The sequence below is a fragment of the Roseateles sp. FW301-B2 genome (assembly GCF_058788955.1).
Map to the genome: position 1 here is coordinate 84078 of NZ_JBYTBE010000022.1, position 12883 is coordinate 96960.

Consider the following 12883-nt stretch of genomic DNA (forward strand, 5'->3'; position numbering starts at 1 on the left):
GCCTTGATTCTCCGTCACGTTTTTACTCCGATAGACAACCGCCGTCTGTCCCATCTATGCGGCATGCTCGACGAGCATCTGCGCCAGATCGAACAGGCCATGGATGTGCGCATCAGCCGGCGCGGCGAGGCCTTCCGCATCGAAGGCCCCAAGGCCGCGGCCGAGCGCAGCCTGGTCTTGCTGGAGTCGCTTTACGAGCGCGCCCGCAAGGCCATCCCGGCCGAGCACCTGCAGCTCGCCATCGTCGAGGCGGCCGGCGAGCTGGGTGAGAAGCTGCGCGGCAAGCGCGTGCTGGAAGCCAAGCCGGCCGGCGACGCCATCGTGCTGCGTACGCGCCGCGCCGACCTGGCGGGCCGCACGCCCAACCAGCACCAGTACCTGCGCCACATCATGGCGCACGACATCAGCTTCGGCATCGGCCCGGCCGGCACCGGCAAGACCTTTCTGGCGGTGGCCTGCGCCGTCGATGCGCTGGAGCGCTCCTCGGTGCAGCGCATCATCCTGACGCGCCCGGCGGTGGAGGCGGGCGAGCGCCTGGGCTTCCTGCCCGGCGACCTGACGCAAAAGGTCGATCCCTATCTGCGTCCGCTGTACGACGCCCTCTACGACCTGATGGGGTTCGACCGCGTCACCAAGGCCTTCGAGAAGGGCCAGCTGGAGATCGCGCCGCTGGCCTTCATGCGCGGCCGCACGCTCAACCATGCCTTCGTGATCCTGGACGAGGCGCAGAACACCACGCCCGAGCAGATGAAGATGTTCCTCACCCGCATCGGCTTCGGCAGCAAATGCGTGGTCACCGGCGATACCAGCCAGGTCGACCTGCCCAAGGGCATGCAGAGCGGGCTGATCGATGCCGAGCGCGTGCTGGCACGTGTGCAGGGCATTGCGATGACGCGCTTCACCTCGGCCGATGTGGTGCGCCATCCGCTGGTGGCGCGCATCGTCGAAGCCTATGAGGCCGCACAAGCAGGAGGGCAGCGATGAGCCGGCCGGAGTTGAGCCTGTCGCTGCAGTTCGCCGATCCGCGCCATCGCGCGCAGCTGCCGCGCCATAAGGTGATGCGCTGGATACGCGCGGCGCTGGAGCTGCCGGGCGAGATCGCCGTGCGCATCGTCGACGCCGAGGAGGGCCGCGCCCTCAACCATGACTACCGCGCCAAGGACTACGCCACCAATGTGCTGACCTTCGACTACAGCCATGAGCCGGTGGTGGGTGCCGACCTGGTGATCTGCGCCGAGGTGGTGGAACGCGAGGCGCGCGAGCTGGGCATAGAACTGCTGGCCCACTACGCCCATATGCTGGTGCACGGCACCCTGCATGCGCAGGGTTACGACCATGAAGAGGACGACGAGGCCGAGGCCATGGAGGCGCGCGAGACCGAGATCATGCTGGCGCTGGGCTTTGCCGACCCCTACCGGAAGCGCTGATCAGCGCTGCGTGCCCAGGTAGCGCTTGCGCCAGAAGAAGGCGCCCAGGCCCAGGCCCAGCGCCGCCATCAGGCCGAACGCAATCCAGAAACCGGTGGCCTTGTGGATCAGCGGCAGAGTGTCGAAGTTCATGCCGAAGATGCCGGTGATCAGGTTCAGCGGCAGGAAGATCGCGGTCAGCACGGTGAGCGTGCGCATGATGCTGTTGGTGCGGTGCCCCAGCGCCGAGAAGTGCATCTGCACCGCGCTCTCCGCCGAACTCTCCAGGCGCCGCACATGGCTGAGCACGCGTTCCACATGCTCCAGCACATCGCGTGAGCGCACGCGCAGAAGCTCGCGTTCGCGCTCGGCCAGCAGGCTGCCGTTGACCGGCCAGTCGGCCAGCGAGTCGATCCACTCCTGCACCGCGCTGCGCTGATCCTCGCAGGTGTCCTCCAGTAGATGCAGGGCATCGCGCGAGGCCAGCAGGGTGGGCCAGTCGTCAAAGTGGCCGTGCGTGTCCATCAGCGACCGCTGCAGCGCGCCGAGCTGGCGTGTCAGCAGGCGGCGCAGCTCCAGATAGCTGTCCACCATGTGGTTGACCATGCGCAGCATCAACTCGGCCGGGCTGGTGGGCAGGCGGGCGCTGCCGCGGAAGTCGCGCCCCTCCTGCAGCTTGCCCAGGCGCTCGGCGAAGAAGTCGCGCACCTGGCAATCGTCCGGATGCACGGTCAGCAGCACGCGGTCGAACACCGCGAAGCCGACCGGGCTGGTGTCGATGGCCTGCAACGCCTCCTCGCTGCCCGCCACCGCGGCGAGGCGCCGGAACACCATCAGGTCGTACCAGGAGGTGTAGTCGAAATGCGAGGGCAGCTGGTCGTTCAGCAGGTCGGAGACATGCAGGTCCACCAGCTGCGCGCCGGTCCAGTGCTGCAGCTGCTGTTGCAGGCGGCCGACCTCGCGCTCGAACTCGGCGCGCGCCATGCCTATCCATACAAAGCCCTCGGCGGGCAGATCGGCGGGCAGCTCGGCGAGCTCGGTGAAATGCTCGCCGCTGAGGTGGAAGTGCCGCAAGGCCTTCAGGCTCCGGCCTTCAGCAGGCGCGCGGCCTCGAGGGCGAAGTAGCTCAGGATGCCGTCGGCGCCGGCGCGCTTGAAGGCCAGCAGCGCTTCCATCATCACCGCATCGTGGTCCAGCCAGCCATTCGCCGCCGCGGCCTTGATCATGGCGTACTCGCCGCTCACCTGGTAGGCGAAGGTGGGCACCGCGAACTCATCCTTGACGCGGCGCACGATGTCCAGATAGGGCATGCCGGGCTTCACCATCACCATGTCGGCGCCTTCGGCCAGGTCCAGCGCGACCTCGCGCAGCGCCTCGTTGCTGTTGCCCGGGTCCATCTGGTAGGTCTTCTTGTCGGCCTTGCCCAGATTGCCCTTCGAGCCCACGGCGTCGCGGAAGGGGCCGTAGAAGGCGCTCGCGTACTTGGCGCTGTAGGCCATGATGCGGGTGTGGATGTGGCCCTGCGCTTCCAGCGCCTGGCGGATCGCGCCAATGCGGCCGTCCATCATGTCGCTGGGCGCCACGATGTCCACGCCGGCGGCGGCCTGCACCAGCGCCTGCCGGGTCAGGATCTCGACGGTACGGTCGTTGATGATGTAGCCCTGCTCGTCCAGCACGCCGTCCTGGCCGTGGCTGGTGAAGGGGTCCAGCGCCACATCGGTGAGGATGCCCAGGCCCGGCACCCTGTCCTTGAGGGCACGCACCACGCGCGGTATCAGGCCATCGGGGTTGGTGGCCTCCAGACCTTCCGGATCCTTCAGCTTGGCATCGATCACCGGGAACAGCGCCAGCACCGGGATGCCCAGCTGCACGCATTCCTCGGCCACGAGCAGCAGCTTGTCCAATGTCAAGCGCGACACGCCTGGCATCGAGGCCACCGGCTCGGCGTGGTTCTCGCCCTCATGGACAAACACCGGCAGGATCAGGTCGCTGGCCGTCAAGGCGTGTTCGCGCACCAGGGCGCGCGTGTAGGCGTCGCGGCGCAGGCGGCGCGGGCGGCTGGCGGGATAAGGGGCAGGGAGTTGGCTAGGCAGGCGGCGGGACAAGCGAGTCTCCAGACGGGGCCAGCGGGCTGACCCCTCAAAAGCGGGGGCTGAGAAGGGCAAGCGTGCAATCCTGCGCTGATCTACGCGACATCCCGTAGAGACTGGATTGCGACAGCTCTGTTAAACTTGGCAGCGAATGATAGCCGCAAGGCGTCGTTCCCTGCTTTTCCTCCCTGAGCAGGAGCCTTAGCGTGATGACAGCGATAAGGCTTTGCCGCCCCGGCTTCATAGCCGGGGCTTTTTTTCGTCCGTACGGATCAAGGCGATGGGCGTGGCGGCAGCCCATAATGGGCCCATGCTCTGGATCAAAGCCTTCCACATCGTCTTCGTGGCGTCCTGGTTTGCCGGCCTGTTCTACATGCCGCGCATTTTTGTGAATCTGGCCATGGTGCCCGCCGACAGCCATGCCGAGCGCGAACGCCTGCTGCTGATGGGGCGCAAGCTCTACAGCTTCATGACCTTGCTGATGGTGCCGGCGCTGGTGCTGGGCCTGGTGCTGTGGCTGTACTACGGCATCGGCCGCGGCGCCGATGCCTACTGGATGCATGCCAAGCTCGCCTGCGTGATCGCCGCGGTGGGCTATCACCATTGGTGCCGGAGCATCCTGCGGCAGTTCGAGCAGATGGCGAATCGCCGCAGCCATCGCTGGTTCCGCGTCTTCAACGAAATCACCGTGCTGATGTTCATGGCCATGGTGATCCTGGTGGTCGTGAAGCCGTTCTGAGATGGGCAGACGCAGCTCGGCCAGCTGGCTGGCGCTGATCTATGCCCTGCTGGTCGTCTATGCCAGCCTCTACCCCTTCTGGCCCTGGCGCTGGTCGCCGAGCCTGCTGAACGGCCTGCCCTGGCCGCGCTACTGGAGCAGCTTCGACAACTGGGTCAACGTGATGGGCTACCTGCCGCTGGGCCTGCTCGGCTTTGCGGCGGTGGTGCGCAGCGGCGGGCGGCAGCGCGCGGGCTTCATGCTGGCGGTGCTGGGCCTGTCGGCGCTGTCCTACCTGATGGAGAGCCTGCAGTTCTTTCTGCCGGGCCGTGCGCCCTCGCGGGCGGACTGGCTGCTCAACAGCCTGGGCGGCGCCATCGGCGGCCTGGGCGGCTGGTTGTTGCACCGGCACGGCGGCCTGCAGCGCTGGCATGGCTGGCGCGAGCGCTGGTTCGTGCCGCACAGCGCCGGCGCGCTCGCCTTGCTGGCGCTGTGGCCCGTGGGCCTGCTGTTTCCCGCCCCGGTGCCGCTGGGCCTGGGGCAATGGCTGCCGCGCCTGCGCGAATTGAGCGAGAGCGCGCTGGACGGCACGCCCTGGGCCATCACGGTGGAGCAGGCCGCGCAGCCGCTGCCCCTGCCGCCGGGGCTCGAGGCGATCGCCATCGCGCTGGGCCTGCTGGGCCCATGCCTGCTGGCGCTCTCGGTGGCGCGGCCGGGCAAGCGCCGCGCCCTGCTGATCCTGGGGGCGCTGGCGCTGGGGGTGCTGGTGACGGCCTGGTCCACCGCGCTGAACTTCGGCCCGCAGCATGCCTGGGCCTGGCTGACCGCGCCCACCGTGCCAGGTCTTGCCACCGGCGTGCTGCTGAGCCTGCTGGCCTGCATGGCGCCGCGCCGCGCCAATGCGGCCTTTGCCCTGGTGGTGCTGACGGCGCTGATCGCCCTCATCAGCGAGGCACCCTCCGACCCCTATCTGCTGCAAAGCCTGCAGACCTGGGAGCAGGGCCGCTTCATCAACCTCTACGGCCTGGCGCAATGGATAGGCTGGGTCTGGCCCTTCGCGGCGCTGGCCTGGCTGCTGTGGTGCGTGGTGCAGCGCGAGCCCGGAAGCCCCGCCAACCAGGGTTGACCCCAGGCACTGCCTACAATCGGCGCATGAGCTATTTCCAGCGCCACATCTTCTTCTGCCTCAACCAGCGCGACAACGGCGAGAACGCCTGCGCCCAGCATGGCGCGCAGGCCGGTTTCGACCATTGCAAGGCGCGCGTCAAGGCGGCCGGGCTGGCGGGCCCTGGCGGGGTGCGCGTCAACAAGGCGGGCTGCATGGACCGCTGCGCGGGCGGCCCGGTGGCGGTGGTCTATCCCGAGGCGGTCTGGTACACCTATGTGGACCAGAGCGACATCGACGAGATCGTCGACAGCCATCTGAAGGACGGCAAGGTGGTGGAACGCCTGCTGCTTCCCGAGAGCGTCGGACGCTGAGGCCGCCGTGAATCTGCATACCCAACGCCGGCAGATCGCCGGCCCCGCGGGCGAGCTGGAGTGCGCCATCGACGCGCCGGCCGAGGGTCAGGTCTTGCGGGGCACGGTGGTGATCTGCCACCCCAACCCCACCCAGGGCGGCACGCTGGACAACAAGGTGGTGCAGACGCTGGCGCGCGCCTTTGTGCAGCTGGGCTATCGCGCGGTGCGCTTCAATTTCCGCGGCATCGGCCGCTCGCAAGGCGCCTGGGACGAAGGGCGCGGCGAGGTCGACGATGCGCTGGCGGTGATCGCCGCGCTGCGCGAGCCCGGCTTGCCGCTGGCGCTGGCCGGTTTTTCCTTCGGTGGCTATGTGGCCTCGCAGGCGGCCCTGCGCCTGCCCGCCGACGCGCCCGCCGAGCGCCTCGCCCTGGTCGGCCCCGCGACTTCACGTTTTGATACCGCCGCCGTGCCCGCCGACACCCTGGTGATCCACGGCGAGGTGGATGATGTGGTGCCGCTGCAGGCGGTGCTGGACTGGGCGCGGCCGCAAAGCCTGCCCGTCACCGTGGTGCCTGGCGTGGGGCATTTTTTCCACGGGCAGCTGCCGCTGCTCAAGAACATCGTGCTGCGCAGCTGGTATCCCGCCTGAGCGCCGCGTCCCTCCCTGCTTTTCCCGTAGTTCCGATACCGGATGAAATCCCTGATCGCCTTTGTGCTGGCCGCGGCCGCCAGCCTGGCTGTTCATGCACAAGCACCGCAGCCGCCCGAGATCGCCGCACGCAACTATGTGCTGGTGGACCTGAGCGCCAACCACAAGGTGCTGGCCGAGCGCGATGCCGACGCGCCCAATGACCCGGCCTCGCTGACCAAGCTGATGACGGCCTACATCGTCTTCAATGCGCTGAAGGAGAAGCGCCTCACGCTGGAGCAGGAGCTGAGCATCTCCAAGCGCGCCTGGGACGAGCGCAAGGGCGACCCCTCGCTGATGTTTATCGACACCACCATGCGCCCCAAGGTCGATGAGCTGCTGCGCGGCATGATCATCCTGTCGGGCAACGACGCCTCGGTGGCGCTGGCCGAGGGCGTGGGTGGCACGGTGGAGCAGTTCGTCGCGATGATGAATCGCCAGGCCCAGGCCTGGGGCCTGAAGAACACCAGCTTCACCAATGTGACCGGCCTGAGCGAGCCCGGCCACAAGAGCAGTGCGCGTGACCTGGCGGTGATTGCCGGCCACATCATCAAGGACTTCCCCGAGTACTACCCCTATTACTCGCAGCGCGAATACAGCTTCAACAAGATCCGCCAGCACAACCGCAATCTGCTGCTGACGCGCGACCCCAGCGTCGACGGTATGAAGACCGGCTATACCGAGGCCGCCGGCTACTGCCTGGTCTCCAGCGCGCAGCGCGACTTCCCGAACGGCAAGCGGCGCCTGCTCAGCGTCGTGATGGGCACGGCCTCCAAGGAGGCGCGCGCCAACGAGAGCCAGAAGCTGCTGAACTGGGGCTACTCCGCCTTTGACGCGGTGCGCCTGTTCGACAAGGATCAGGCCGTCTCCACCGCCAAGGTCTGGAAGGGCGCCGTGCCCGAGGCCAAGCTGGGCGCCGAAGGCCCGGTGTTCGTGGCTGTGCCGCGCGGCGAGGGTGGCAAGCTGCAGACCCAGGTCGAGCGCACCGACCCGCTGGTGGCGCCGCTGGTCAAGGGCCAGCGCGTCGGCACCCTGAAGGTCAGCACCACCGCCGGCGTGGCGGTGGCCGAGGTGCCCCTGGTGGTGCAGGAAGCCGTGCCGCTGGCCGGTATCTTCGGCCGTGCCTGGGATGCGATCAGGCTGTGGATCAAGTAATGCCGCATTTGGCGTGCCTGGCCGCGGGTGCCGGGCGTAAGCTAGGCGCATCGAAGAGGAGTGGTTCATGAGTGCATTGCCCGACGTCCCCTGCTACCTGAATGGCGCGTACTCGCCGCTGGCCGAGGCCAAGATCTCGGTGATGGATCGCGGCTTCATCTTCGGCGATGGCGCCTACGAGATGGTGCCGGTCTATGGCGGCCTGCTGTTCCGTTTCGACGAGCACCTGGCGCGCCTGGAGCGCAGCCTGGCCAAGCTGCGCATCGCCAACCCGCTCAGCCGCGAGCAATGGCTGGCGCTCGGGCGCCGGCTGGTGGCCGAGGTGGGCGTGCCCGATCAGTGGTGGTACATCCAGGTGACGCGCGGCGTGGCGCCGCGCGACCATGTGATGCCCAAGGACATTGCGCCCACCGTGTTCTCATACAGCAGCCCGCAGAAGCCGGTGTCGGCCGAGCAGCGCCACCATGGCGTGGCCTGCGTGTCGGCGCGCGATTTCCGCTGGGAGCGCGGCGATATCAAGAGCGTGTCGCTGCTGGGCAATGTGCTGGCGCGGCAGATTTCGGCCGACCAGGGCGCGCTGGAGACCATCATGTTCCGCGACGGCTTCCTCACCGAGGCCTCGGCGTCCAATGTCTGGATCGTCAAGGAAGGCGCCCTGCTGGGCCCGCCCAAGAGCGAGCATGTGCTGGAAGGCATTCGCGTGGACCTGCTGCGCGAGCTGTGCGAGGAGGTGGGCATCGCCTACAACCTGCGCCCGATCTCCGAGGCCGAGGTGTTCGCCGCCGACGAGATTCTGCTCAGCTCAGCCACCAAGGAGGTGCTGGCCGTCACCACGCTGGATCGCGAGCCGGTGGGCCATGGCGCCCTGCATGGCAAGCCCGGGCCCGTGTATGGCCGCCTGTACGAGGCCTATCAGCGTGCCAAGCTGATGCAATCCATCTGAGGTCAATATGGATTTCAACCGACCCATTCCCCCCGAAGAATCGCTGATCGAATATCCCTCGCGCTTTCCCATCAAGGTGATGGGCGCGCATGTGGAGGGTTTTGTCGAGGCCATCGTGATGGTGGCGCAGCAGTTCGACCCCGAGTTCGATGGCGCCACCGTGGAGCGCCGCCCCAGCTCGGGCGGCAAGTACCTGGGGCTGACCATCACCGTCACGGCCACCAGCCGCGAGCAGCTCGACGAGCTTTACCGCACCCTCACCACCCATCCGATGGTGAAGGTGGTGCTCTGAGCGCCACGCGCGCCCAACTCAGGCCTCGTTTGCGGGCGCCAGCTTGGCGTCGATTTCCTTGAGCTTGTAGGGCGCCGCATCGTCGCCATTGCGCGCGGCGATGTCGTACCAGTAGCGCGCCAGGCGCAGGTCCTGATCCACGCCCAGTCCGGCCTCATACATCGAGGCGAGCAGGTATTGCGCGCCCACATCGCCGCCCTTGGCCGCCTCGCGATACCAGTGCGCGGCGCCCGCCAGGTCCTGGGCAATGCCCCGGCCCAGATAGAGCGCGGTGGCGATGGCGACCTGACCATCCACGCTGCCATGCTCGGCGGCGCGCGCGTACCAGCTATTGGCCTGCCGCAGGTCCGGCTTGCCCAGCAGGCCCTGCTCGTGGAACTGGCCCAGGCTCAGTTCGGCGCGGATCAGGCCGCCGGCGGCGGCGCGTTCCAGCAGCCGGCGCGCCTCACGCAAGCTCGGCGCCGGCAATTCACCGCGGATGTGCATCATCGCCAGGTTGTAGTCGGCCAGCGGTACGGCGCGCCTGGAGAGTGCGCCGAAGCCGCGCGCGGCCGCTTTCAGATCGCCCTGCGCGTAGGCGGCAATGACGGCGTCGATGTCGGGTGCGGCCCAGCTCAAGCTGGAGGCGAGCAGCAGGGCGAGCAGGGCGAAAGCAAAACGCATCGGGCATCCTTTGTGGCTGGGTGAACGCTAACTCAAACTCGGTCGCCTGGCGGGCCCAGGGCCTTACAGCGCACCGGCTAGGATGGCGGCATGATTGTGAAAACCCTGGGCCGCGTGGACTATGTGGCCACCCTGGAGGCAATGCGCGCCTTCACCGAGACGCGCGGCCCCGACACGCCCGACGAGATCTGGCTGTGCGAATTCGACCCGGTCTACACCCAGGGCCTGGCCGGCCAGGCCGCCCACCTGCTCAACCCCGGCCAGATTCCGGTGGTGCAGACCAACCGTGGCGGCCAGGTGACCTATCACGGCCCCGGCCAGGTGGTGGCCTATCCGCTCATCAATCTGCAGCGCCAGGGCTATTTCGTGCGCGAGTATGTGTTCCGGCTCGAGGCCGCCGTGATCCAGACCCTGGAGGGCTTTGGCATCACCGGTCATCGCGTCAGCGGCGCCCCCGGCATCTATGTGCGCCTGGACGATCCCGGTGCCCATGCCGCGCTCACCGGGCCGGCCCATCCGGACGACCCCTTCCGCGGCCTGGGCAAGGTGGCGGCGCTGGGCATCAAGGTCAGCCGGCAATGCACCTACCACGGCGTGGCACTGAACGTCGCCATGGATCTGCAGCCCTTTACCGGCATCAACCCATGTGGCTATGCCGGCTTGCGGACGGTGGACCTCGCTACACTTGGCGTTTTCACCGATTGGCCCACTGTGGCCCAGTGTTTTGGCGAGCGGCTTGCCGCCCAGCTGGTGCGCTGAAGGAACGAGTACAAGGCGTCATGGCGACCGAGAACATCACCCACGAAGCGAAGAGCGGCGAGGCCTATGACGCCAGCGCCAAACAAAAGGCCCAGGCCAAGACGGCGCGCATCCCGATCAAGATCGTGCCGGCGGAGACGCTGAAGAAGCCCGACTGGATCCGCGTCAAGGCCGGTTCGCCCAGCACGCGCTTCTACGAGATCAAGCAGATCCTGCGCGAGCACAAGCTGCACACCGTCTGCGAGGAAGCCTCCTGCCCCAATATCGGCGAATGCTTCGGCCATGGCACGGCCACCTTCATGATCATGGGCGACAAGTGCACGCGCCGCTGCCCCTTCTGCGACGTCGGCCATGGCCGCCCCGACCCGCTGGATACCAGCGAGCCCGAGAACCTGGCCAAGACGATTGCCGCGCTCAAGCTCAAGTACGTGGTGATCACCAGCGTGGACCGCGACGACCTGCGCGATGGCGGTGCCGGCCATTTCGCCGAGTGCATCCGCCAGGTGCGCGCGCAAAGCCCCAGCACGCAGATCGAGGTGCTGGTGCCCGATTTCCGCGGCCGCGTGGACCGCGCGCTGGAGATCCTCAAGGCCGCGCCGCCCGATGTCATGAACCACAACCTCGAGACCGCGCCGCGCCTGTACAAGGAAGCGCGCCCGGGTTCGGACTACGAGTTCAGCCTGAACCTGCTCAAGCGCTTCAAGGAGGAAGTGCCGGGCGTGCCGACCAAGAGCGGCATCATGGTGGGCCTGGGCGAGACCGACGAGGAGATCCTGCAGGTGATGCGCGACATGCGCGCCCACAACATCGACATGCTCACCATCGGCCAGTACCTGGCGCCCTCCGGGCACCACCTGCCGGTGCGCCGCTACGTGCACCCGGACACCTTCAAGATGTTCGAGGCCGAGGCCTACAAGATGGGCTTCACCCACGCCGCCGTGGGCGCCATGGTGCGCAGCAGCTACCACGCTGACAAACAGGCCGCACAGGCCCTGCAGGGCGCCAGCGGCGCCTGAGCTGATCAGGTCTCGGCCAGCAGCTGCTCCACCAGCCCGTGCAGGGCGGCGAAATCGGGCTCGCCCACATAGCGTTTGACGATCTCGCCGCGCTTGTTGATGAGCACGGTGGTGGGCGTCAGCTGCACGCGGCCGAACTGCTTGGCAATCTCGCCGGTGTTGTCGATCGCCACGCCGAAGGGGAGCTTGCGGCTCTCGGCAAAGTTGGCGACAAAGGCGGGCGGGTCGTAGCTCATCGCCACCGCCACGGTGTCAAAGCCACGGGCCTTGAACTTCTCGTGTGTGGCGATGATTTGCGGCATCTCGTGCACGCAGGTGGTGCAGCTGGTGGCCCAGAAGTTCACCAGCACGACCTTGCCGGCCCAGGCGCTGGAGTCGACCTTGCTGCCGTCCAGCAGCACATAGCGCACCGCGGGGGCCTGCTCCTTCTTCGCCAGACTCTGGTAGCCCAGCCAGGCAGCGCCGCCGAGGGCGGCCGCCATCACCACGGAAGCAAGCATGCGAGAGGTTTTCATAGCCCCGCCAGTGTAGGCCAGCGCCGCCGGCCCGCTGCTTCAGAGGGACTTTGAGAGTTCGAACAGCAGGATGGACGGCAGCGCGTCGGTGAGGTGCTTGCGCGCGATGCGTGCCATGCCGTCGCTGGTGGCGGTGGAGAGCTGGGTCACATGGTCCTCATCGAGCACCTCGACGAAGCTGAACTCCGGCACCTCGCGCAGCACGTCGGCGCGCAGCAGCTCGAAGGCCGCGCCGCGTTGGGCCGACTCGAACACGATGCCATGTGGCAGGCCTTCCAGGCAGAACTGGGTGGCCTCGTCCATGTTGTTGACCACGTCGATGATCAGGCCCATGTGTCGCACCGAGTCCTGGATCTGCGCGCGCAGCTCGCGCCGCGGCGTGACGATCAGCAGATGGCTGCCGGCCAGCGGCTTGGAATTGGTGGAGGGCTGGTGCTCGGGCTCCTTCTCCAGCACCGGCGGGGTGGCGCCAGGTTCGTCGCTGATGGTGTGCGGGAACTCCAGCGTCAGCACCGTGATGCCGGCCTCGTCCTCGCGCAGCGGCAGCACGCCCATGGTCAGCGCGGTCTGCTCGACCAGGCGCCAGGCCAGCGAATTCAAGGCCGGCGGCAGCTCCTGCTTGCGCGGGTCGTCGATCAGGTCCAGCGAGCGATGCGCGAAGCGGCACATCAGGCGCGCCTTGGCGGGCCAGGGCGTCAGGTCCAGGCGCAGATCGATCGACGAGTGCGTGCTGGCGAGGGCCCAGTCCAGCAGGGCATTCAGCAGCGAGAACAGCAGCGAGCCATCCGCCACGATCTCCACCGGCTTGAGCACCTGGCGCACCTGGATGCCGCGTGCCTGGGTCTCGCGGCTGCGATGCGCCAGCACGCCGCGCAACACCTGGGTCAGGTGCACGCGTTCGCGCGAGAGCCGCAGCCGGCCCGAGGCCAGGCGTGCCAGTTGCTGGCCCATCATGCCGGTCTCGCGCGCCAGCGCCACGTTGTCGCGCAGGGCGCGCAGGCTCTGCCGGTCGATCTGGCCGGTCACGACGAGGTTGTGCACCCGCTCCAGCGCTGCGCTCAGCGGCCCGGCAATCTCGGCGCCCAGCTGCTGCACGATCTCCGCCCATTGGGATTGGCTCGGCCCCTGCGCCACGTCATTGGCGGCGGCAGCGGGCGGAGCAAGCGGGGTGGCGGGC

General features: G+C 67.8%; 16 protein-coding genes. 11 read left to right on the forward strand and 5 right to left on the reverse strand.

Translation table 11 applies throughout. The features are described 5' to 3' along the window. The first annotated feature begins 3 nt into the window (after positions 1-3). Both AC3WQY_RS15875 and ybeY read left to right on the forward strand, forming a co-directional pair. Positions 4-984 (forward strand): PhoH family protein, encoded by a 981-nt coding sequence (locus AC3WQY_RS15875; RefSeq protein ID WP_492709584.1) that lies wholly within the window; start codon positions 4-6, stop codon positions 982-984. Further along, positions 981-1427 carry an rRNA maturation RNase YbeY gene (gene ybeY / locus AC3WQY_RS15880; protein WP_492709585.1) on the forward strand — a complete coding sequence of 149 codons (447 nt, stop codon included), beginning with the start codon at positions 981-983 and terminating at the stop codon, positions 1425-1427. The genes AC3WQY_RS15875 and ybeY overlap by 4 nt, the downstream gene beginning before the upstream one ends. Here ybeY and AC3WQY_RS15885 read toward each other — a convergent pair whose 3' ends face one another. After that, entirely contained in the window at positions 1428-2480 is a 1053-nt protein-coding gene (locus AC3WQY_RS15885; RefSeq protein WP_492709586.1) for a magnesium transporter CorA family protein, read from the reverse strand. It abuts the gene before it with no gap. 5 nt (positions 2481-2485) lie between these two features. Then, positions 2486-3499 carry a porphobilinogen synthase gene (hemB, locus tag AC3WQY_RS15890; protein WP_492709597.1) on the reverse strand — a complete coding sequence of 338 codons (1014 nt, stop codon included), beginning with the start codon at positions 3497-3499 and terminating at the stop codon, positions 2486-2488. A 307-nt stretch (positions 3500-3806) separates the two neighbouring features. Between hemB and AC3WQY_RS15895 the strand changes: the two genes are divergently transcribed. From AC3WQY_RS15895 to AC3WQY_RS15925, 7 genes are all read left to right on the forward strand, one after another. Then, positions 3807-4235, forward strand: coding sequence for a CopD family protein (locus AC3WQY_RS15895; RefSeq protein ID WP_285233926.1), 429 nt, complete (start codon positions 3807-3809; stop codon positions 4233-4235). A gap of 1 nt (position 4236) precedes the next feature. Further along, the gene (locus AC3WQY_RS15900) at positions 4237-5340 is read left to right on the forward strand and encodes a VanZ family protein (RefSeq protein WP_492709587.1); all 1104 of its coding nucleotides are present in this window, start codon (positions 4237-4239) and stop codon (positions 5338-5340) included. 26 nt (positions 5341-5366) lie between these two features. Beyond that, positions 5367-5693: a (2Fe-2S) ferredoxin domain-containing protein gene (locus AC3WQY_RS15905; protein WP_492709588.1), complete on the forward strand. Its 327-nt coding sequence runs from the start codon at positions 5367-5369 to the stop codon at positions 5691-5693. A gap of 7 nt (positions 5694-5700) precedes the next feature. Beyond that, positions 5701-6324 (forward strand): alpha/beta hydrolase, encoded by a 624-nt coding sequence (locus AC3WQY_RS15910; protein WP_492709589.1) that lies wholly within the window; start codon positions 5701-5703, stop codon positions 6322-6324. Between the two features lie 42 nt (positions 6325-6366). After that, entirely contained in the window at positions 6367-7518 is a 1152-nt protein-coding gene (locus AC3WQY_RS15915) for a D-alanyl-D-alanine carboxypeptidase family protein (protein ID WP_492709590.1), read from the forward strand. A 67-nt stretch (positions 7519-7585) separates the two neighbouring features. Further along, positions 7586-8461, forward strand: coding sequence for a D-amino acid aminotransferase (locus AC3WQY_RS15920; RefSeq protein WP_285233922.1), 876 nt, complete (start codon positions 7586-7588; stop codon positions 8459-8461). Between the two features lie 7 nt (positions 8462-8468). Beyond that, the gene (locus AC3WQY_RS15925; protein ID WP_492709591.1) at positions 8469-8753 is read left to right on the forward strand and encodes a DUF493 family protein; all 285 of its coding nucleotides are present in this window, start codon (positions 8469-8471) and stop codon (positions 8751-8753) included. Between the two features lie 18 nt (positions 8754-8771). Here AC3WQY_RS15925 and AC3WQY_RS15930 read toward each other — a convergent pair whose 3' ends face one another. Beyond that, positions 8772-9416, reverse strand: a complete 645-nt coding sequence (locus AC3WQY_RS15930) for a tetratricopeptide repeat protein (protein ID WP_492709592.1) — start codon at positions 9414-9416, stop codon at positions 8772-8774. Between the two features lie 90 nt (positions 9417-9506). Between AC3WQY_RS15930 and lipB the strand changes: the two genes are divergently transcribed. Together lipB and lipA are read left to right on the forward strand one after the other, a co-directional pair. Next, positions 9507-10175: a lipoyl(octanoyl) transferase LipB gene (gene lipB / locus AC3WQY_RS15935; RefSeq protein ID WP_492709593.1), complete on the forward strand. Its 669-nt coding sequence runs from the start codon at positions 9507-9509 to the stop codon at positions 10173-10175. A 20-nt stretch (positions 10176-10195) separates the two neighbouring features. Then, on the forward strand, positions 10196-11191 hold the full coding sequence (gene lipA / locus AC3WQY_RS15940) for a lipoyl synthase (RefSeq protein ID WP_492709594.1): 996 nt from the start codon (positions 10196-10198) through the stop codon (positions 11189-11191). Between the two features lie 5 nt (positions 11192-11196). On the opposite strand, the gene AC3WQY_RS15945 is transcribed toward lipA, so the two are convergent. Both AC3WQY_RS15945 and AC3WQY_RS15950 read right to left on the reverse strand, forming a co-directional pair. Further along, on the reverse strand, positions 11197-11706 hold the full coding sequence (locus AC3WQY_RS15945; RefSeq protein WP_492709595.1) for a TlpA family protein disulfide reductase: 510 nt from the start codon (positions 11704-11706) through the stop codon (positions 11197-11199). Positions 11707-11745: 39 nt separating this feature from the next. After that, positions 11746-12883 (reverse strand): hypothetical protein (locus tag AC3WQY_RS15950; protein WP_492709596.1); only part of this gene is annotated, 1138 nt, incomplete at its 5' end.